General features: G+C 69.5%; 20 protein-coding genes and 2 tRNA genes. 19 read left to right on the top strand and 3 right to left on the bottom strand.

Annotated elements, in window-relative coordinates:
- The first annotated feature begins 26 nt into the window (after positions 1 to 26).
- The 8 genes from rapZ (at position 27) to IZR02_RS09970 (ending at position 6,543) form a co-directional block, all read left to right on the top strand.
- Positions 27 to 899: an RNase adapter RapZ gene (gene rapZ / locus IZR02_RS10005; protein WP_025105029.1), complete on the top strand. Its 873-nt coding sequence runs from the start codon at positions 27 to 29 to the stop codon at positions 897 to 899.
- Between the two features lie 63 nt (positions 900 to 962).
- Positions 963 to 1,940 carry a DNA-binding protein WhiA gene (whiA, locus tag IZR02_RS10000; RefSeq protein WP_025105028.1) on the top strand — a complete coding sequence of 326 codons (978 nt, stop codon included), beginning with the start codon at positions 963 to 965 and terminating at the stop codon, positions 1,938 to 1,940.
- Positions 1,941 to 2,101: 161 nt separating this feature from the next.
- On the top strand, positions 2,102 to 2,728 hold the full coding sequence (locus IZR02_RS09995) for a superoxide dismutase (protein WP_025105027.1): 627 nt from the start codon (positions 2,102 to 2,104) through the stop codon (positions 2,726 to 2,728).
- Between the two features lie 115 nt (positions 2,729 to 2,843).
- The gene (gap, locus tag IZR02_RS09990; protein WP_025105026.1) at positions 2,844 to 3,854 is read left to right on the top strand and encodes a type I glyceraldehyde-3-phosphate dehydrogenase; all 1,011 of its coding nucleotides are present in this window, start codon (positions 2,844 to 2,846) and stop codon (positions 3,852 to 3,854) included.
- Between the two features lie 10 nt (positions 3,855 to 3,864).
- Positions 3,865 to 5,079, top strand: a complete 1,215-nt coding sequence (locus IZR02_RS09985; RefSeq protein WP_025105025.1) for a phosphoglycerate kinase — start codon at positions 3,865 to 3,867, stop codon at positions 5,077 to 5,079.
- Positions 5,070 to 5,861 (top strand): triose-phosphate isomerase, encoded by a 792-nt coding sequence (tpiA, locus tag IZR02_RS09980; RefSeq protein WP_025105024.1) that lies wholly within the window; start codon positions 5,070 to 5,072, stop codon positions 5,859 to 5,861. The genes IZR02_RS09985 and tpiA overlap by 10 nt, the downstream gene beginning before the upstream one ends.
- A gap of 80 nt (positions 5,862 to 5,941) precedes the next feature.
- Positions 5,942 to 6,190, top strand: a complete 249-nt coding sequence (gene secG / locus IZR02_RS09975; protein ID WP_025105023.1) for a preprotein translocase subunit SecG — start codon at positions 5,942 to 5,944, stop codon at positions 6,188 to 6,190.
- The gene (locus tag IZR02_RS09970) at positions 6,190 to 6,543 is read left to right on the top strand and encodes an RNA polymerase-binding protein RbpA (RefSeq protein ID WP_025105022.1); all 354 of its coding nucleotides are present in this window, start codon (positions 6,190 to 6,192) and stop codon (positions 6,541 to 6,543) included. Before secG ends, IZR02_RS09970 begins: the two co-directional genes overlap by 1 nt.
- 56 nt (positions 6,544 to 6,599) lie before the next feature.
- On the opposite strand, the gene IZR02_RS09965 is transcribed toward IZR02_RS09970, so the two are convergent.
- Both IZR02_RS09965 and IZR02_RS09960 read right to left on the bottom strand, forming a co-directional pair.
- On the bottom strand, positions 6,600 to 7,829 hold the full coding sequence (locus IZR02_RS09965) for a hypothetical protein (RefSeq protein WP_025105021.1): 1,230 nt from the start codon (positions 7,827 to 7,829) through the stop codon (positions 6,600 to 6,602).
- Between the two features lie 71 nt (positions 7,830 to 7,900).
- A tRNA-Gly gene (locus IZR02_RS09960) sits at positions 7,901 to 7,974 on the bottom strand.
- A gap of 94 nt (positions 7,975 to 8,068) precedes the next feature.
- On the opposite strand from IZR02_RS09960, the gene IZR02_RS09955 reads away from it, so the two are divergent.
- The 11 genes from IZR02_RS09955 (at position 8,069) to clpX (ending at position 17,979) form a co-directional block, all read left to right on the top strand.
- A tRNA-Pro gene (locus IZR02_RS09955) sits at positions 8,069 to 8,142 on the top strand.
- A 60-nt stretch (positions 8,143 to 8,202) separates the two neighbouring features.
- Positions 8,203 to 9,681 carry a trigger factor gene (gene tig / locus IZR02_RS09950; protein ID WP_025105020.1) on the top strand — a complete coding sequence of 493 codons (1,479 nt, stop codon included), beginning with the start codon at positions 8,203 to 8,205 and terminating at the stop codon, positions 9,679 to 9,681.
- Between the two features lie 72 nt (positions 9,682 to 9,753).
- Complete coding sequence (locus IZR02_RS09945; protein ID WP_025105019.1) at positions 9,754 to 10,248, top strand: tetratricopeptide repeat protein; 495 nt, start codon at positions 9,754 to 9,756, stop codon at positions 10,246 to 10,248.
- Positions 10,249 to 10,329: 81 nt separating this feature from the next.
- Complete coding sequence (locus tag IZR02_RS09940; protein WP_025105018.1) at positions 10,330 to 10,917, top strand: ATP-dependent Clp protease proteolytic subunit; 588 nt, start codon at positions 10,330 to 10,332, stop codon at positions 10,915 to 10,917.
- Between the two features lie 17 nt (positions 10,918 to 10,934).
- Positions 10,935 to 11,576, top strand: a complete 642-nt coding sequence (locus tag IZR02_RS09935) for an ATP-dependent Clp protease proteolytic subunit (protein WP_025105017.1) — start codon at positions 10,935 to 10,937, stop codon at positions 11,574 to 11,576.
- Between the two features lie 154 nt (positions 11,577 to 11,730).
- The gene (locus IZR02_RS09930; protein WP_025105016.1) at positions 11,731 to 12,666 is read left to right on the top strand and encodes a sugar-binding transcriptional regulator; all 936 of its coding nucleotides are present in this window, start codon (positions 11,731 to 11,733) and stop codon (positions 12,664 to 12,666) included.
- A complete protein-coding gene (gene deoC / locus IZR02_RS09925; RefSeq protein ID WP_025105015.1) occupies positions 12,663 to 13,664 on the top strand; it encodes a deoxyribose-phosphate aldolase in 1,002 nt (333 codons plus the stop codon). Before IZR02_RS09930 ends, deoC begins: the two co-directional genes overlap by 4 nt.
- Positions 13,665 to 13,674: 10 nt before the next feature.
- Positions 13,675 to 15,117, top strand: a complete 1,443-nt coding sequence (locus IZR02_RS09920) for an aldehyde dehydrogenase family protein (RefSeq protein ID WP_025105014.1) — start codon at positions 13,675 to 13,677, stop codon at positions 15,115 to 15,117.
- The gene (locus IZR02_RS09915; protein WP_025105013.1) at positions 15,114 to 15,965 is read left to right on the top strand and encodes an aldehyde dehydrogenase family protein; all 852 of its coding nucleotides are present in this window, start codon (positions 15,114 to 15,116) and stop codon (positions 15,963 to 15,965) included. Before IZR02_RS09920 ends, IZR02_RS09915 begins: the two co-directional genes overlap by 4 nt.
- A gap of 103 nt (positions 15,966 to 16,068) precedes the next feature.
- Positions 16,069 to 16,593: a hypothetical protein gene (locus IZR02_RS09910; RefSeq protein ID WP_029989844.1), complete on the top strand. Its 525-nt coding sequence runs from the start codon at positions 16,069 to 16,071 to the stop codon at positions 16,591 to 16,593.
- 117 nt (positions 16,594 to 16,710) lie between these two features.
- Positions 16,711 to 17,979 carry an ATP-dependent Clp protease ATP-binding subunit ClpX gene (clpX, locus tag IZR02_RS09905; RefSeq protein ID WP_025105011.1) on the top strand — a complete coding sequence of 423 codons (1,269 nt, stop codon included), beginning with the start codon at positions 16,711 to 16,713 and terminating at the stop codon, positions 17,977 to 17,979.
- Between the two features lie 8 nt (positions 17,980 to 17,987).
- Here clpX and IZR02_RS09900 read toward each other — a convergent pair whose 3' ends face one another.
- Entirely contained in the window at positions 17,988 to 18,485 is a 498-nt protein-coding gene (locus IZR02_RS09900; protein WP_025105010.1) for a GyrI-like domain-containing protein, read from the bottom strand.
- Positions 18,486 to 18,493 lie beyond the last annotated feature (8 nt).

The following is an 18,493-nucleotide window of genomic DNA, read 5'->3' as shown; positions in this document are numbered from 1 at the left end:
CCGAGGGGGAGAAGGAGCAGTGAGCGATGTCTGACGGGGAACAGGGCGAATTCCTCATCGTCACCGGGATGTCCGGCGCGGGTCGGACCACGGTGGCGAACGCGCTGGAGGATCTCAGCTGGTACGTCGTCGACAACCTGCCGCCGCAGATCCTCCGACCGCTGCTCGATCTCACCGGCATGGGGGGCGACGCGCTGCCGAAGGTCGCGGCGGTGGTCGACGTGCGCGGCCGCAACCTCTTCGACGACTTCCCGGGTGTCGCTCGCGTGCTGCGCACCAGGGGATCCATCCGCGTGCTCTTCCTGGACGCCTCGGACGACGTCCTCGTCCGTCGCTTCGAGGCCGTACGGCGCCCGCATCCGCTTCAGGGCGACGGCACCCTCCTCGACGGCATCCGGACCGAGCGCGCCCGGCTCGCCCCGATCCGCGAGGCCGCGGATCTGGTGATCGACACCTCGGCGTTGAACATCCACCAGCTCGCGACCAAGGTCTCGGACATCTTCTCGGAGGAGGGCGAGGCGCGGCACCGGGTCACCCTGCTCAGCTTCGGCTTCAAGTACGGGCTGCCCACCGACGTCGACGTCGTGGCCGACATGCGCTTCCTCCCGAACCCGTATTGGAACGAGGACCTGCGCGGTCTCACCGGGCAGGACGAGACCGTGCGGGAGTACGTGCTCTCCCGGGACGGCGCGGAGGAGTTCCTCGACGCCTACGCGAAGGCTCTCGTGCCCGTCCTCGAGGGGTATCAGCGCGAGAACAAGAGCCACTCCACGATCGCCATCGGGTGCACGGGCGGCAAGCACCGTTCGGTCGCCATGTCCGAGGAGCTCGCCCGTCGACTGGCGGGAATCCCGGGCGTCGCGGTCAACGTCCGCCACCGTGACCTCGGCAGGGAATAGGCCCCCGAGCGAGTAAGCTGGAGGTTTGCGTCGCGACCCGGCGCGTGAACGTGAAGGAGTCTCGTGGCACTAACCACCGACGTCAAGGCTGAGCTCGTCAGCATCCGCAATGCACCCCCGACGGTGCGCGTCGCTGAGGTGACGGCCATCCTCCGGTTCGCCGGTGGTCTGCACTCCATCGCCGGCCGTGTGGCGGTGGAAGCGGAGGTCGATGCCGAGACCCTCGCCCGCCGTGTGGCCCGCGACCTCGCCGAGATCTACGGCGTCCGCCCGGAGATCGCCCAGGTGCAGTCGAGCACCGCCAACGACGGCGCCCGCTGGGCCGTCCGCGTCATCGCGCAGGGGGAGACCCTTGCCCGCCAGACCGGACTGCTCGACCAGCGTCGCCGCCCGGTCCGCGGACTGCCGAACCGCCTCACCACGGGGTCCCGTGCGGAGATCGCCGGCCTCTGGCGCGGGGCCTTCCTCGCCGCGGGTTCGCTGAGCGAGCCGGGCCGCTCCGCGATGCTCGAGGTCGCCTGCCCGTCGTCCGAGGCCGCCATGGCGCTCGTGGGTGCCGCCCACCGCCTCGGTGTCGCCGCGAAGGCGCGCGAGGTCCGCGGGCTTCCCCGCGTCGTCGTGCGCGAGGGGGAGGCGATCCGCACCATCCTCAGCGAGATGGGCGCCCAGCGCACCGCTCTCGCGTGGGAGGAGCTGCGACAGCGCCGCGAGGTGCGCGCCGGCGTCAACCGTCTCGTCAACTTCGACGACGCGAACCTCCGCCGTTCCGCGCAGGCCGCCGTGGCGGCGTGCGCCCGTGTCGAGCGCGCTCTCGAGATCCTGGCCGACGAGGTGCCCGACCACCTCCGTGTCGCCGGCGAGCTCCGCCTCGCACACCGCGACGCCAGCCTCGACGAGCTCGGTCACCACGCCGACCCTCCGCTCACCAAGGACGCCGTGGCCGGCCGCATCCGCCGCCTGCTGGCGATGGCGGACAAGCGCGCGCAGCAGGAGGGCATCCCGGGGACCGAGGCCGCCGTCCCCGCCGGTCTCGACGTCTGATCCGGGTGACGCCGCCCTGGACGGCGTGTCAACCCCCGGAAGGATCCGGACACCCGAGGCGTTGTCGTCAGTAGGATGAAAGTCGTCCGCTCTCCGTCGCACATCGGCGACGCGGAGCATCGGCAAGCGCCGCGGCGCGGCGCGGATTGGATGAATGCGATATGGCAACCTACACGCTCCCCGACCTTCCCTACGACTTCGCCGCTCTCGAGCCGCACATCAGCGGCAAGATCATGGAGCTGCACCACGACAAGCACCACGCGACCTACGTCGCGGGCGCCAACACCGCCCTGGAGCAGCTGGCCGAGGCCCGCGAGAGCGGCAACCTCGCGAATGTGAACAAGCTCGAGAAGGACCTCGCGTTCAACCTCGGCGGCCACGTCAACCACTCGATCTTCTGGACCAACCTCTCGCCGAACGGCGGCGGCCAGCCCGAGGGCGAGCTCAAGGCGGCCATCGACGAGTACTTCGGCTCCTTCGAGAAGTTCCAGGCGCACTTCACCGCCGCCGCCACCGGGATCCAGGGTTCCGGCTGGGCCGTCCTGAGCTGGGACTCGATCGGCTCGCGCCTCATCATCCAGCAGCTCTTCGACCAGCAGTCGAACACCGCGCAGGGCACCATCCCGCTGTTCCAGCTGGACATGTGGGAGCACGCCTTCTACCTCGACTACCTCAACGTGAAGGCCGACTACGTCAAGGCCGCGTGGAACATCGCCAACTGGGAGAACGTCGCCCAGCGCCTCGAGGTCGCCCGTCAGCAGACGAACGGCCTGCTGGTACTGTCGTAATCGGGTCGCGTCCCGGCGGGCCCACGGCTCGTCGGGGCGCCATCTCAGCCAAAAAACCCGCGCATGGCGCACGCTCGACGGCGGCGCTCGGCGCATGAGAAACAGGGAGACCTGAGTGTCTGTCAAGATCGGTATCAACGGCTTCGGCCGCATCGGACGCAACTACTTCCGCGCAGCTCTCGCGCAGGGAGCAGACCTTGAGATCGTCGCGGTCAACGACCTCACCGACAACAAGACCCTGGCACACCTGCTGAAGTACGACTCGGTCAGCGGCGTCCTCGACGCCGAGATCACGTACGACGACGACAGCATCACCGTCGACGGCAAGGAGATCAAGGCCTTCGCAGAGCGTGACCCCGCCAACCTCCCGTGGGGCGAGCTGGGCGTGGACATCGTCATCGAGTCGACCGGCTTCTTCACCAACGCTGACGCCGCGCGCAAGCACATCGACGCCGGTGCGAAGAAGGTCCTCATCTCGGCTCCGGCCACGGGTGACGACCGCACCATCGTCATGGGCGTGAACGAGGAGACGTACAACCCGGAGACGGACCACATCATCTCCAACGCCTCCTGCACCACGAACTGCCTCGCGCCGCTGGCCAAGGTGTTCAACGACGCCTTCGGCATCGACCGCGGCTTCATGATGACGGCCCACGCCTACACCGCCGACCAGAACCTGCAGGACGGTCCCCACAAGGATCTCCGCCGCGCCCGCGCCGCCGCGATCAACATCACGCCGGCCTCGACGGGTGCCGCGAAGGCCATCGGCCTCGTCCTCCCGGAGCTGAACGGCAAGCTCAGCGGTTCCTCCTACCGCGTGCCGGTTCCCACGGGCTCGATCGTCGACCTGACGCTCATCACGGACCGCGAGAACCTCACGGTGGACGAGGTCAACGAGGCCTACAAGAAGGCTGCGGCCGAGGGGCGTCTGGCCGGGTACCTGCAGTACAACGAGGACCCGATCGTGTCGAGCGACATCGTGCACAACCCGCACTCGTCGATCTTCGACTCCACGCTCACCAACGTCAGCGGCAACCTGATCAAGGTCTCGAGCTGGTACGACAACGAGTGGGGCTACTCCAACCGTCTCGTCGACCTGACCGAGTACGTCGCCGAGCGCATCTGAGCTCCGACACATGACTCTGCGCACCCTGGACTCACTGGGTTCGCTCGAGGGCAAGCGCGTCATCGTCCGTTGTGATCTGAACGTCCCCCTGCGGGACGGGGTCATCACGGACGATGGCCGTGTCCGCGCCTCGCTGCCGACCCTGAAGACCCTCATCGACGCGGGCGCCCGCGTCGTCGTCTGCTCGCACCTCGGCCGCCCCGACGGCGCGCCCGACCCGCAGTACAGCCTCGAGCCGGTCGCCCAGCGGCTGTCCGAGCTGCTCGGCGCCCCGGTCGCCTTCGCCGGCGACACCGTGGGCGAGGCCGCGAAGGACGCCGTGGCGTCCCTCGAGAACGGTCAGGTCGTCGTGATCGAGAACCTCCGGTTCAACCCGGGGGAGACGTCGAAGGACGATACCGAGCGCGGTGCCTTCGCGGCGCAGCTCGCGGAGCTCGGCGACGTGCTCGTCTCCGACGGCTTCGGCGTCGTGCACCGCAAGCAGGCGAGCGTCTACGACCTCGCGAAGCTGCTGCCCTCGGCGGCGGGGCTCCTGATCGCGACCGAGCTCGATGTGCTCGATCGCCTCACGGAGAACCCGGAGCGGCCGTACGCGGTGGTGCTCGGCGGGTCCAAGGTGAGCGACAAGCTCGGAGTCATCTCGCACCTGCTGCCGCGGGTGGACCGCATCCTCGTCGGTGGCGGCATGCTCTTCACCTTCCTGAAGGCACAGGGGCACGCCGTCGCGTCGAGTCTCCTCGAGGAGGACCAGCTCGAGACCGTGCGCGGCTACATCGCCGAGGCGGCCGAGCGCGGCGTGGAGCTCGTGCTCCCGACCGACGTGGTCGTCGCCGCCTCCTTCGGTGCGGACGCGGACCACGAGGTGGCCGCCGCGGACGCGATCGAGGAGACGGCGTTCGGTTCGTCGGGCATCGGCCTCGACATCGGACCGGAGACCGCCGCGCGCTTCGCCGAGGTCATCCGCGGATCGAAGACGGTGTTCTGGAACGGCCCGATGGGCGTGTTCGAGTTCCCGGCCTTCGCTGCGGGAACCAAGGCGGTCGCGCAGGCACTGACCGAGGTCGACGGCCTCAGCGTGGTCGGCGGCGGCGACTCCGCCGCTGCCGTCCGCCAGCTCGGATTCACCGACGACCAGTTCGGGCACATCTCGACCGGCGGCGGCGCGAGCCTCGAATTCCTCGAGGGCAAGAAACTACCTGGGCTGGAGGTCCTCGGATGGGCGTGAGCTCCCGTACCCCGCTGATCGCGGGCAACTGGAAGATGAACCTGGATCACCTGCAGGCGGTGGCGTTCGTGCAGAAGCTGCACTGGACGCTGAAGGACGCCAAGCACGAGGACGGATCCGTGGAGGTGGCGGTCTTCCCGCCCTTCACCGACATCCGCAGCGTGCAGACGCTGATCGACGCGGACAAGATCCCGTTCGCGTTCGGTGCGCAGGACGTCTCGGCGCACGACTCCGGTGCGTACACCGGCGAGATCTCCGGGGCGTTCCTGGCGAAGCTCGACGCGAAGTACGTCATCATCGGCCACTCCGAGCGTCGCGAGTACCACGCCGAGTCCGACGAGATCGTGGCCGGCAAGGTGAAGGCTGCGCTCAAGCACGGCCTCTCCCCGGTGATCTGCGTGGGCGAGACGGCGGAGGACCTGGAGAAGTTCGGTGCCAGCGCCGTTCCGGCCGGACAACTCGAAGCCGCCCTTCAGGGCGTCTCCCCGTCGGCCGACATCGTCGTGGCGTATGAGCCCGTCTGGGCCATCGGGTCGGGCCAGGCGGCCACCCCGCAACAGGCGCAGGACGTCTGCGCGGCGCTCCGCGGCGTGATCGCGAAGGTCCTCGGCGACGAGGCGGCGGCCCGCACCCGCATCCTCTACGGCGGATCGGTCAAGGCGGCGAACATCGCCAGCTTCATGCGCGAGCCTGACGTGGACGGCGCTCTGGTCGGCGGCGCGAGCCTCGTCGTCGACGAGTTCGCGGCGATCATCCGCTTCGAGAAGCACGTCGGCGTGTGAGTGCGGCGGGGCTCCGGCCCCGCTGCACCGTATACTTGACCGTTACGGGGGCGCTCCGGCCCCAGCGAAAGGCTCTTTCCGTGGCAATTCTCGAGTTCGTCCTGCAGGTCGTGCTGGGCATCACCAGCGTCCTGCTGACTCTCCTCATCCTCTTGCACAAGGGTCGCGGCGGCGGCCTGTCCGACATGTTCGGCGGCGGCATGACCACTGCGGTCGGCTCCTCCGGTCTCGCGGAGCGGAACCTGAACCGCTTCACCGTCGTCCTGGCGCTCACGTGGTTCATCGCCATCGTGGCGCTCGGCCTCATCACGAAGTTCGAGGTGATCTGATGGCTACCGGTGGAAACGCGATCCGCGGTACCCGCGTCGGTTCCGGTCCCATGGGGGAGCAGGACCACGGCTACCACGCCGACCGCATCGCGGTGTCGTACTGGGACGGTCTCGGCAACGAGACGGTCCGCTACTTCGCCGCCGGTCTCCCCGAGGAGGAGATCCCGGAGATCATCGACCACCCGCAGTCCGGTCTTCCGGCCGGGCGCGACAAGGAGAACCCTCCTGCCGTCGCCAAGGCCGAGCCGTACAAGACGCACCTGGCCTACGTGAAGGAGCGTCGCACGGACGAGGAGGCCGTCCAGCTCCTGGAGGACGCCCTCACCCAGCTTCGCGAGCGTCGGGGCCAGTGACCGCCGATTGAGCGAGAGGAGAAGCCGCCGTGGTGACCACGGCGGCTTCTTCCGTCTCAGCGGCAGCCGGCCGCCGCGTCGATGTAGTTCTGCGGGGGATACCCGTAGGCCCAGACCCCGTTGGCGTCGTCCGTGAAGCCCATGCTGATCGCCCAGGCCGTCGCCCACTTCTCGATGCTGTCCTGGGTGGACGAGTCGTACATGCCCTCGCACTTCACGCTGATGGCATGGCCCACCTCATGGGCGACGAGCGCGCGGCTGCGTTCGGCGGGCCACTGCTCCGCCACCGAGTCCGACAGCTGGATGACCGCGCGCCCCGGATCGTCCCACCACCAGGTGGTGTACCCGCCCATGCTGCCGTTGTAACCGGCGCCGTTGACGAGCGGGGCCCAGTCGAACTCCAGCAGGACGCCGGGCGCGAGAGACCGCGCGAACGCCTCCACCTCGAGGCGGGCGTTCTGCAGCGGACCGGCCTTCTCCGCGAGCTCCGCGTTCTCCGCGGAGACGACCTCAGTGGCGGCCTGCTGCAGGGCGACATAGGCGGCCGCGGCCGCGTCGTCGACCTCGGTGACGGCGAGAGCGTCGGATGCGGCTCCGCGCAGAGCGATCACGGCGGCGTTGCGAGTGGACGGATGCGCGGTCTCGAAGTCGCCCGCGGCCTCGGCCGCGGCGGTGAGCACGGACACGCCGGTCGTCCGCACCGCGTCCACGCTCGCGGCGGCGGACGCGGAGGCGCTGTCCATCGACTCGGCGACGTCGCGCAGGATGCTCTGGTCCGCGGCGAGACGGCTCGTCGCGGCGAAGAGGTCCCAGAACCAGCCGGGTTTCGTCTCGTCGGCCGGGAGCCGCGTCGCGAGGACGTCCTCGGCCTCGCCGCCAGTGGTCTCGCCCTCCGCCACGGCGGAGTCCAGGGCCGCCCAGAGGTCGTCGGGGACGGCGAGGGCGGGCGCGCCGGTGTCGATGATGATGTGGCCGGCATCCGTCGCCGCGATCAGATCGGCGGTCCGCTGCCGGAGTTCCGTCTGCTGGGCGGTCACCGATCGGGTGGCGTCCTCGACCCCGCTGGCGGCCTCGTCGTATCCCTGGTTCGCGACGAGCTGCGTGATGCCGAGACCCGTCAACACCGCGACCGTGCCGACGGTGCCGGCGAGGACGCCCCTGAGCGATCGCCGGTCGCGCGGCGGCCGGGGCACGCTTGACGGCGAGGAGAGGACGGCCGGGAGGCGATGCCCACCCGGAGCCGGCACCATGGCGGTCGCGGCAACCGACGGCGGAGGGGCGGTCACGAGGCGCTCATCTCGGCAGGCCTTCCGGTCGGGAGCTGATCCTGTCAGCGTATTCGACCGAGGTGACAACGTGGAGGGGGTGACGGGAATCGAACCCGCGCAATCAGTTTGGAAGACTGAGACTCTACCATTGAGCTACACCCCCGGAACCGGAGTCCGGACTCCATCGATCATAGCGGACGGTCGGGCATGCTCCTGTCCGTTAGACTCGGTTGGGCTGAATCTGCGTGCGGATTCCCCGGGGCGTAGCTCAGCTTGGTAGAGCGCCCGCTTTGGGAGCGGGAGGTCGCAGGTTCAACTCCTGTCGCCCCGACTCGACCCCACGACCTTCCAGCCGCGTTCTGCGCGGAAACCACAAGGAGAACACACCAGCATGGCGAACAGCACCGTCGAGAAGCTGACCCCGACCCGGGTCAAGCTCACCATCACGGTCACCCCGGACGACCTCAAGCCCAGCATCGCGCACGCCTACGAGCACATCGCGCAGGACGTCCAGATCCCCGGCTTCCGCAAGGGCAAGGTGCCCGCTCCGATCATCGACCAGCGCATCGGCCGCGGCGCCGTCATCGAGCACGCCGTGAACGAGGGCCTGGACAAGTTCTTCCGCGAGGCGACCGCCGAGCACAAGCTCCGCATCGTCGGACGCCCGTCGGCCGAGATCACGCAGTGGCCGAACGAGAAGGACTTCTCGGGCGACCTGCTCGTCGACGTCGAGGTCGACGTGCGGCCGGAGATCGAGCTCCCCGACTACGCGGGCATCACCCTCGAGGTCGACGCCGTGGAGGCCGACGAGGCCGCCCTCGACGCCGAGCTGGAGAACATGCGCGCCCGCTTCGGCACCCTCATCCCCGTCGACCGCCCCGCGGCCAAGGGCGACTTCGTCGAGCTGGACCTCGTCGCCACCATCGACGGCGCCGAGATCGACCGCGCCGAGGGCGTCTCCTACGAGATCGGCTCCGGCGAGCTCCTCGAGGGCATCGACGACGCGATCGAGTCGCTCACCGCCGGTGAGGACACCACCTTCCGCTCCGCCCTCGTCGGCGGCGACCACGCCGGCAAGGAGGCGGAGGTCTCCGTCACCGTCAAGGCCGTCAAGGAGCGCGAGCTTCCCGAGGCCGACGACGAGTTCGCGCAGATCGCGAGCGAGTTCGACACGATCGCCGAGCTGCGCGACAGCCTGCGCGAGCGCGTCGAGCAGCAGGGCGTCTTCACGCAGGGCTCCGCCGCCCGCGACAAGCTCGTCGAGACGCTGCTCGCGCAGATCGAGATCCCGGTCCCGCCGCAGCTCATCGAGGACGAGGTGCACAACCACCTCGAGGGCGAGGGCCGTCTCGAGGACGACGTGCACCGCGCCGAGGTGACCGAGGCCAGCGAGAAGCAGTTCCGCACGCAGGTGCTGCTCGACACGATCGCCGAGCAGGCCGACGTGCAGGTCTCGCAGGAGGAGCTCTCGCAGTACCTCATCCAGTCCGCCGCGCAGTACGGCATGGCGCCGCAGGAGTTCGTCGAGGCGCTGCAGTCCTCGAACCAGCTCCCCGCGCTGGTCGGCGAGGTCGCCCGGAACAAGGCGCTCGCGATCGCCCTGGGCAAGGTCAAGGTCGTGGACACCAACGGCAAGGCCGTCGACCTCTCCGACTTCGTCGTGACCGACGACGAGGCCGAGTCCGCGGACGAGAAGCCCGCCGAGGCCGAGGAGAAGCCGGCCGCGAAGAAGAAGGCCCCCGCCAAGAAGGCGGCCGCCAAGAAGGATGCCGACGCGGACGAGAAGCCCGCTGCGGAGAAGAAGCCCGCCGCCAAGAAGCCGGCGGCGAAGAAGGCTCCGGCCAAGAAGGACGCCGACACCGCCGAGTGATCGGCACGGTCGAGTGAAGAGGGCGGGTGCTGCGGCATCCGCCCTCTTTCTCATCGAGGGAAGGACGACGGGATGACGAGCTGGGACGACCGCATCGAGCAGGTGTGGGCGGAGGCCTCCGGAGAGGAGGTCGGCGACGAGACGATCGCGCGCATCGACGCCCTCGCCGCCGAGCGGGGTGCGGACGACGCCAGGGCCGAGTTCGAGCGCGCCGGTGCCCGCGATTCCGCGGGACGCCCGGCGGAGGCCGTGGAGCTGTACCGTCGCGCCCTGGCGCTCGGCCTCGACGAGGAGCATCGCCCGCAGTGCGTGATCCAGCTCGCGAGCTCGCTGCGCAACCTCGGAGACTACGACGAGGCGCTGCGGGTGATCCGCGCCGAGGAGGAGATCGCGGCGGACGGGCCGTATCGGGACGCGGTCGCGGTGGTGCACGCCCTCATCCTCGCGAGTGCCGGCCGGCCCGCGCAGGGCCTGTCGGTGGCCATCCTCGCGCTCGTCCCGCACCTGCCGCGCTACCACCGGTCGATGACGGCGTACGCGCACGAGATCGCGGGCAGCGACACCTGATATGCCGACGGCGAACACGACCTAGGGGCTGTGCGCGCGCCGGTAGATTCGAATCACTGAAACACGGAAGCAGGAGCTGACATGGCTGAACCCCTCGTCGCGACAAGCGTCTTCGACAGGTTGCTGAAGGACCGCATCATCTGGCTCGGCTCGGAGGTGCGAGACGACAACGCCAACGAGATCTGCGCGAAGATCCTCCTTCTCGCCGCCGAAGACTCCGAGAAGGACATCTACCTCTACATCAACTCGCCCGGCGGCTCGATCACCGCGGGCATGGCGATCTACGACACGATGCAGTTCGTGCCGAACGACATCGTCACCGTCGGTATCGGCATGGCCGCGTCGATGGGCCAGCTGCTGCTGACGAGCGGCACCAAGGGCAAGCGCTACATCACGCCGAACGCCCGCGTGCTGCTGCACCAGCCGCACGGCGGCTTCGGCGGCACCGCGAGCGACATCCAGACCCAGGCGCAACTCATCCTGTCGATGAAGAAGCGCCTAGCCGAGATCACGGCGTCGCAGACCGGCAAGCCCGTCGAGCAGATCAACGCCGATGGCGACCGCGACCGCTGGTTCACGGCGGAGGAGGCCCTCGAGTACGGCTTCGTCGACCACATCCGCGAGCACGCCAGCGACGTCACCGGCGGCGGCGGCACGGGCGTCGAGTAAGGATTCGAGAGGACACCATGTACACACCCACGTTCCAGTCCGCCGGAAACCTGCCCTCCAGCCGGTATGTGCTGCCGCAGTTCGAGGAGCGCACCGCCTACGGCTTCAAGCGCCAGGACCCGTACAACAAGCTGTTCGAAGACCGCGTGATCTTCCTCGGCGTGCAGGTCGACGACGCGTCGGCCGACGACGTCATGGCACAGCTCCTCGTCCTGGAGAGCCAGGACTCCGAGCGCGACATCACCATGTACATCAACTCGCCCGGTGGCTCCTTCACCGCGATGACGGCGATCTACGACACGATGCAGTACGTCGCGCCGCAGATCCAGACCGTCGTGCTCGGCCAGGCGGCCTCGGCCGCCTCCGTGCTGCTCGCGGCCGGTGCCCCCGGCAAGCGTCTGGCGCTGCCGAACGCCCGCGTGCTGATGCACCAGCCGGCGATGGGGGAGGCCGGGCACGGTCAGGCCTCCGACATCGAGATCCAGGCGGCGGAGATCCTCCGCATGCGCACCTGGCTCGAGGAGACCATGGCCCGTCACACCGGCAAGCCGGTCGAGCAGGTCAACCGCGACATCGATCGCGACAAGATCCTCTCGGCCAACGAGGCGCTGGAGTACGGCATCGTCGACCAGGTGCTCACCTCGCGCAAGCGCGCGTAGTCCGCATCCGCAGAGAAGGACGTCCGTCGAATCGACGGGCGTCCTTCTCGCGTCTCCGGCGGATGCGCGCGGGAGGATGGCGGGACTGCGCATATGAGCAGATGGGTGCGCGAACGCTGAATCCGGCCTACCCTGGAGGAGGAAGGAGGACACCGTGGAAGAAGATCTGCTCATGGTCCGGGTCGCCGAGCTGTACTACGACGAGGACAAGACGCAGGACGAGATCGGTGGTCTCCTGAAGATCTCCCGCTGGAAGGTCGGGCGCCTCCTCACGCAGGCGCGGCAGCGGGGGATCGTCCGCATCGAGATCGTCCACCCGCGCGCCCGTCGGCTCGGCCTCGAACGCGAGCTCGCGGAGCGGTTCGGCTTGACCGACGCCGTGGTCGTCCCCTCGCCGGAGGGCGACGAGGGCACCCTGGAGCGCGTCGCTCAGGCGGCCGCCGACTTCCTGACCGCCCTCCGTCCGGTTCCGCGCACGCTCGGCGTGAGCTGGGGCAAGACCCTCCGCGCCGTGGCCGAGGCCCTGCCCGACGGCTGGGCGAACGGCGTCACCGTCGTGCAGCTCAACGGCGGTGTCAGCCTCAACCGGCGCTCGGGCGGGGCCGCAGGACTCGCGGTGACCATCGCCCAGCGCGCCTCCGGCCAGGTCTCCCTGCTGCCGAGCCCCGCGATCCTGGAGCACGTCGAGACGAAGCAGGCCATCGAGGGCGACCGCACCGTCGCGGCCGTGCTGGAGGAGGCCGCGGACGCTCAGGCGTTCCTGTTCACCGCCGGACCGTGCGATGCGACCTCCGCCCACGTCGAGAACGGCTATCTCACGGCCGCCGATGTGGAGGAGCTGGCGCGCCGCGGTGCCGTCGGCGACGTCCTCGGGCGCTACGTCGACGCCGAGGGCAACATCGTCGACCCGCAGCTGGACGCCCGCACGGTCGGCGTCTCGCTCGACCGCCTGCGCGGCGCCGCGCGGGCCATCTTCGTGACGGCGGGTCCCGCCAAGCACGACATCGCGCGCACGGTCGTGACCAGCGGCCTGTGCGGGGTCCTGGTGACCGATGAGACCACAGCACGAGCATTGTTGGAGGAACAGTGACGACGACAGAACTCAGCCGCAGGACGGCGGTGGACGTCCTCGGCGGTGAGCCGGACGACGCGACCCTCCGTCGCTTCCTGCACGGCCTCCCCGGTGTGGACGCCGTCGGGCTGGAGCAGCGCGCTGCCGGCCTCGGCACGCGCTCCATCAAGACGACGTCGAAGGCATGGGCACTCGACACGATCATCAAGCTGATCGACCTGACCACGCTGGAGGGGGCGGACACCCCTGGCAAGGTCCGTTCGCTCGTCGCCAAGGCGAAGAACCCCGACGCCGCCGACCCCTCGACGCCCCGCGTCGCCGCGGTCTGCGTCTACGGCGACATGGTCGCCGGAGCGGTCGAGGCTCTCGGCAGCCTGCACGGCGACCCCGACGACGGCCTCATCTCGGTCGCCGCGGTGGCCACCGCCTTCCCGAGCGGCCGGTCCTCCCTCGCGATCAAGCTCGCCGACACCGCGGAAGCGGTCGCCGCGGGTGCGGACGAGATCGACATGGTCATCGACCGTGGTGCGTTCCTGTCCGGCCGCTACGGGCTGGTGTTCGATCAGATCGCTCAGGTCAAGGAGGCGTGCCGCCGTGAGGACGGCTCGTACGCCTCGCTCAAGGTGATCCTCGAGACCGGCGAGCTGAACACGTACGACAACATCAAGCGTGCCTCCTGGCTCGGCATCCTCGCCGGCGGCGATTTCATCAAGACCTCGACGGGCAAGGTGCAGCCGGCGGCGACGCTGCCGACCACGCTGCTCATGCTGGAGACGGTGCGCGACTGGTATCGCGGGACGGGGGAGCGCATCGGCGTGAAGCCCGCCGGCGGCATCCGCTCGTCGAAGGACGCGGTCAAGTACCTCGTCACCGTCGCCGAGACCGTGGGGGAGGAGTGGCTCCAGCCGCACCTGTTCCGCTTCGGCGCCTCGAGCCTGCTCAACGACGTGCTCCTGCAGCGCCAGAAGCTCACCACCGGCCACTACTCCGGCCCCGACTACGTCACGATCGACTAGGACACCCGACATGTCATTCCTGGAATACGCTCCGGCTCCGGAGTCCACGGCGGTGCTGAACCTCAAGGACAGCTACGGGCTGTTCATCGACGGCGAGTTCGTCGACGGCTCCGGCACCCCCTTCCGCACCATCTCCCCGGCGACCGAGAAGGCGATCGCCGAGATCGCCTCCGCCGACGACGCGGACATCGACCGCGCCGTCGCCGCGGCCCGTCGCGCCTACGACAAGGTCTGGTCGCGGATGAGCGGCCGCGACCGGGGCAAGTACCTGTTCCGCATCGCCCGCCTCGTGCAGGAGCGCGCCCGCGAGCTCGCCGTCGCCGAGAGCCTTGACAACGGCAAGCCCATCAGGGAGAGCCGCGACGTGGACGTGCCGCTCGTCGCGTCCTGGTTCTTCTACTACGCGGGCTGGGCCGACAAGCTCGACTACGCCGGTCTGGGTGCGAACCCGCGTGCGCTGGGCGTCGCCGGTCAGGTCATCCCGTGGAACTTCCCGCTGCTGATGCTCGCGTGGAAGCTCGCGCCCGCGCTGGCGGCCGGGAACACGGTCGTGCTCAAGCCGGCCGAGACCACGCCGCTGACGGCACTGATCTTCGCCGAGATCCTGCAGCAGGCCGATCTCCCCGCCGGTGTCGTGAACATCGTCACCGGAGCCGGGGCGACCGGTGCCGCCCTGGTCCGTCACCCGGACGTCGACAAGGTCGCCTTCACCGGCTCGACGGGTGTGGGTCGCGACATCGCCCGCGCCGTGGCGGGGACGAACAAGAAGCTGACGCTGGAGCTGGGCGGCAAGGCCGCGAACATCGTGTTCGACGACGCGCCGATCGATCAGGCCGTCGAGGGCATCGTCAACGGCATCTTCTTCAACCAGGGCCACGTGTGCTGTGCGGGCAGCCGCCTGCTGGTGCAGGAGTCGATCCATGACGAGGTCGTCGACCGGCTGAAGAACCGGCTGTCGACGCTGCGTCTCGGTGACCCGCTCGACAAGAACACGGACATCGGCGCGATCAACTCCGCCGCGCAGCTCGCCCGAATCCGTGAGCTCAGCGACATCGGCGAGGCCGAGGGCGCGGAGCGCTGGACCGCCGACTGCGCGATCCCGGAGCAGGGGTTCTGGTTCGCCCCGACGATCTTCACCGGCGTCGAGGCCTCGCACCGCATCGCCCGCGACGAGGTCTTCGGGCCGGTGCTGTCGGTCCTCACCTTCCGGACGCCCGCCGAGGCGATCGCCAAGGCCAACAACACCCCGTACGGTCTCTCCGCCGGCATCTGGTCGGACAAGGGCTCGCGCATCCTCGCGGTCGCCGACCGGCTGCGCGCGGGCGTCGTGTGGGCGAACACGTTCAACCGTTTCGACCCGTCGAGCCCGTTCGGCGGCTACAAGGAGTCCGGGTACGGCCGCGAGGGCGGTCGCCAGGGTCTCACCGCCTATCTCAAGGGAGCCGCAGCATGAGCAAGCGACTGACCGTTCCGAAGACCTACAAGCTCGCGATCGGCGGGGCCTTCCCCCGGAGCGAGTCCGGACGTACGTACGAGGTCGTCTCCCGCAAGGGCGCCTTCCTCGCCAACGCCGCCAAGGCCTCCCGCAAGGACGCCCGCGATGCGGTCGTCGCCGCGCGCGCCGCCGTCAAGGGCTGGTCGGGGGCGACGGCCTACAACCGCGGCCAGGTGCTCTACCGGGTCGCCGAGGTCCTGGAAGGGCGTCGCGCGCAGTTCGTCGACGAGATCGTGGCGCAGGAGGGCATCTCGTCCTCGGCGGCCACGGCGCAGGTCGACGAGGCGATCGATCTCTGGGTCTGGTACGCCGGCTGGTGCGACAAGTACGCCCAGGTGGCGGGAAACGCGAACCCCGTCTCCGGTCCGTACTTCAACATCTCGGTGCCCGAGCCCACCGGTGTGGTCGCCATCGTGGCCCCGCAGGACTCGGCGCTGCTCGGCCTGGTCTCGGTGGTCGCCCCGGCCCTCGTCGCCGGGAACACCGTCGTGGTGGTCGCGAGCGAGCAGTACCCGCTCTCCGCGATCAGTCTCGCCGAGGTGCTCGCGACCAGTGATGTCCCCGGGGGCGTGGTGAACGTGCTCACCGGCTCGCCGGCGGAGATCGCGCCGTGGCTCGCCTCGCACCAGGATGTGAACGCCCTCGATCTCGCCGGCGCGGGCGCGCTGGAGTGGGTCGACATGCAGATCGCCGCGGCGGAGACGCTGAAGCGCGTGCTCGCCCCCGGCGACGTGGTCGCCTCGCCGGAGCGGATCGCCGCGTTCACCGAGGTCAAGACGGTCTGGCACACCAAGAGCATGGTCTGACGACACGTCAGGATGACCGAGGGCCCCGTCGCGCACCGCGCGGCGGGGCCCTCGTCGTGCGAGCAGCGTGCGGGCGACGCCGGTGCTGTGGTTTCATGGCGGCATGATGGCGATCTCCGGCGTCCGCGCCCGCCCCGGGCGAGTGACGCTCGTGCTGGCGGCGATCCTGCTGCTCGGCGGCTGCGCTGCGGCGCCGGCCGGCGTCGCCGCCGGAGAGCCGACGCCGACTGTGACGCCCACCGCCGCCTGCCCGCAGGTGGACGGCGCCGAGCTTCCGCCGGAGTGTGCGCCGTACGACCCGGAACACGCGATGGAGCAGAACGACCGGCATCGTGAGCGGATGGAGACGTCGGTCGAGGCGCGGGCGGCCGCCGAGCAGCCGGTGGCGGACCTCCGCGTGCGTCTCGAAGCGCTGCGCACGGAGAGCACGATCTCCGTGACCGCCGTCCAGGATGCCTTGCGCGAGGTCGGCCTCGTCCATCACGTCGCCCGGGGAGATGCGCGCGCGGTGGCGTTCGGGGCCGACGGTCCCGAGGGTGGCTGCGTCTTCGGAGAGGTGCGTCCCGACGAGGTCCGTGTCGAGGTCGGCGGATACATCATGGACGGCGGCTGCCTCCCCGCGGAATGACGTCGGAGACACCGTCGTCCGCCGGACCCGCCGAACGACTCGTCGCCAATGCGGCCCGGTGTCGTATGCAGCGGTTAGGCTCGAAGAACGATCCTGATCCCCCCGAGGAGGACGCGCATGGCCCGCATCGGTGAAAGCGCTGACCTGTTCAAGTGCTCTTTCTGCGGAAAGAGCCAGAAGCAGGTGCAGCAGCTCATCGCCGGACCCGGCGTGTACATCTGCGACGAGTGCGTCGAGCTCTGCAACGAGATCATCGAAGAGCGCATGGCGGAGTCGTCCGCCGAGGGTGTCGCCGAGTTCGAGCTGCCGAAGCCCCGCGAGATCTTCACGTTCCTCGAGGAGTACGTCGTCGGACAGGAGCCCGCGAAGCGTGCGCTGTCCGTCGCCGTCTACAACCACTACAAGCGCGTGCGCGCTCACGGCACCCTGCAGCCTGCTGAGCAGAAGGCCGAAGAGGTCGAGATCGCCAAGAGCAACATCCTGCTCATCGGACCCACGGGCTGCGGCAAGACCTACCTGGCGCAGACGCTCGCCAAGCGCCTCAACGTGCCGTTCGCCGTCGCCGACGCGACGGCACTGACCGAGGCGGGCTACGTCGGCGAAGACGTCGAGAACATCCTCCTCAAGCTCATCCAGGCCGCCGACTACGACGTGAAGCGCGCCGAGCAGGGCATCATCTACATCGACGAGGTCGACAAGATCGCCCGCAAGGCCGAGAACCCGTCGATCACCCGCGACGTGTCGGGCGAGGGCGTGCAGCAGGCGCTGCTGAAGATCATCGAGGGCACGGTCGCCTCGGTGCCGCCGCAGGGTGGTCGCAAGCACCCGCACCAGGAGTTCCTGCAGATCGACACCTCGAACGTGCTCTTCATCGTGGCCGGCGCCTTCGCCGGTCTGGAGGACATCGTCTCGGCGCGCGTCGGCAAGCACGGTGTCGGCTTCGGTGCTCCGCTGCACGACAAGGGCAAGGACCTCGACCTGTTCAGCGAGGTGCTCCCGGAAGACCTCCACAAGTTCGGTCTCATCCCGGAGTTCATCGGTCGTCTGCCCGTCGTGACGAACGTGTCACCGCTCGACCAGGCCGCCCTCATCGACATCCTCACCGGTCCGCGCAACGCCCTCGTCAAGCAGTACCAGCGCATGTTCGAGCTCGACGGCGTCCAGCTCGAGTTCGAGGAGGACGCGCTGCGATCGATCGCCGACCTCGCCGTCGAGCGCAAGACCGGGGCCCGTGGACTCCGTGCCATCCTCGAGGACGTGCTCGGTCCGGTGATGTTCGAGATCCCCTCTGCCGAGGACGTCGCGAAGGTGATCATCACCCGTGCCGCCGTCGACGAGGGCGCCCCGCCCACCATCGTGATGGAGCGCAAGCGCAAGAGCGCCTGAACGCCTGCTCAGGCCACGGGCATGAGCAGGTCCGTGCGGAGCTCGTCGGGATCGACACCGGGGTCCGAGACGTAGACCTCGATCCAGACGCCGCGCGGGTGCAGCCCCGCCTCCGCGGCGCGCGCGACCAGCCCGGCCCACCCAGTACCGAGACCGTCATACGAACCGAAGACGCTGCTCGCGACGGCCCGCCCGGTCGGCAGGGTCGAGGCGGTGATGGCAGTTCCGTCGCCCGTGGCGATCGGGTCGGAGGGTGGGGCCTGCACCGGGAAGCCGAGCTCCAGGTCGAACACGCCCATCGGATCGCCGTGGTAGATCGCGAGCGCCGGGCCGGCCGGAATCAGGGTGCCCGCAGCGAAGGCGGCACCGATCGCCGCGTATCCGGAGTCGAAGGCATCGCGGAGGTCGGCGATCCGGATGCCCTCGTGGCGGATGACGGCCAGGGGGACGGCGTCCAGCTCCAGGGTGTCTGCGGGGCCGAAGGGAGCGTCGGGGAATGCGTCCATGCGCTCAG

Source organism: Microbacterium paraoxydans (genome assembly GCF_019056515.1).
Classification (GTDB): Bacteria; Actinomycetota; Actinomycetes; order Actinomycetales; family Microbacteriaceae; genus Microbacterium.
This window is presented reverse-complemented; position numbering and strand designations above follow the sequence as displayed.

Coding starts and splice junctions, on each gene's coding strand:
- rapZ (WP_025105029.1), top strand. CDS start 27: ATGTCTGACGGGGAACAGGGCGAATTCCTCATCGTCACCGGGATGTCC.
- IZR02_RS09995 (WP_025105027.1), top strand. CDS start 2,102: ATGGCAACCTACACGCTCCCCGACCTTCCCTACGACTTCGCCGCTCTC.
- IZR02_RS09985 (WP_025105025.1), top strand. CDS start 3,865: ATGACTCTGCGCACCCTGGACTCACTGGGTTCGCTCGAGGGCAAGCGC.
- tpiA (WP_025105024.1), top strand. CDS start 5,070: ATGGGCGTGAGCTCCCGTACCCCGCTGATCGCGGGCAACTGGAAGATG.
- IZR02_RS09970 (WP_025105022.1), top strand. CDS start 6,190: ATGGCTACCGGTGGAAACGCGATCCGCGGTACCCGCGTCGGTTCCGGT.
- tig (WP_025105020.1), top strand. CDS start 8,203: ATGGCGAACAGCACCGTCGAGAAGCTGACCCCGACCCGGGTCAAGCTC.
- IZR02_RS09945 (WP_025105019.1), top strand. CDS start 9,754: ATGACGAGCTGGGACGACCGCATCGAGCAGGTGTGGGCGGAGGCCTCC.
- IZR02_RS09940 (WP_025105018.1), top strand. CDS start 10,330: ATGGCTGAACCCCTCGTCGCGACAAGCGTCTTCGACAGGTTGCTGAAG.
- IZR02_RS09935 (WP_025105017.1), top strand. CDS start 10,935: ATGTACACACCCACGTTCCAGTCCGCCGGAAACCTGCCCTCCAGCCGG.
- IZR02_RS09920 (WP_025105014.1), top strand. CDS start 13,675: ATGTCATTCCTGGAATACGCTCCGGCTCCGGAGTCCACGGCGGTGCTG.
- IZR02_RS09915 (WP_025105013.1), top strand. CDS start 15,114: ATGAGCAAGCGACTGACCGTTCCGAAGACCTACAAGCTCGCGATCGGC.
- IZR02_RS09910 (WP_029989844.1), top strand. CDS start 16,069: ATGATGGCGATCTCCGGCGTCCGCGCCCGCCCCGGGCGAGTGACGCTC.
- clpX (WP_025105011.1), top strand. CDS start 16,711: ATGGCCCGCATCGGTGAAAGCGCTGACCTGTTCAAGTGCTCTTTCTGC.
- IZR02_RS09900 (WP_025105010.1), bottom strand. CDS start 18,485: ATGGACGCATTCCCCGACGCTCCCTTCGGCCCCGCAGACACCCTGGAG.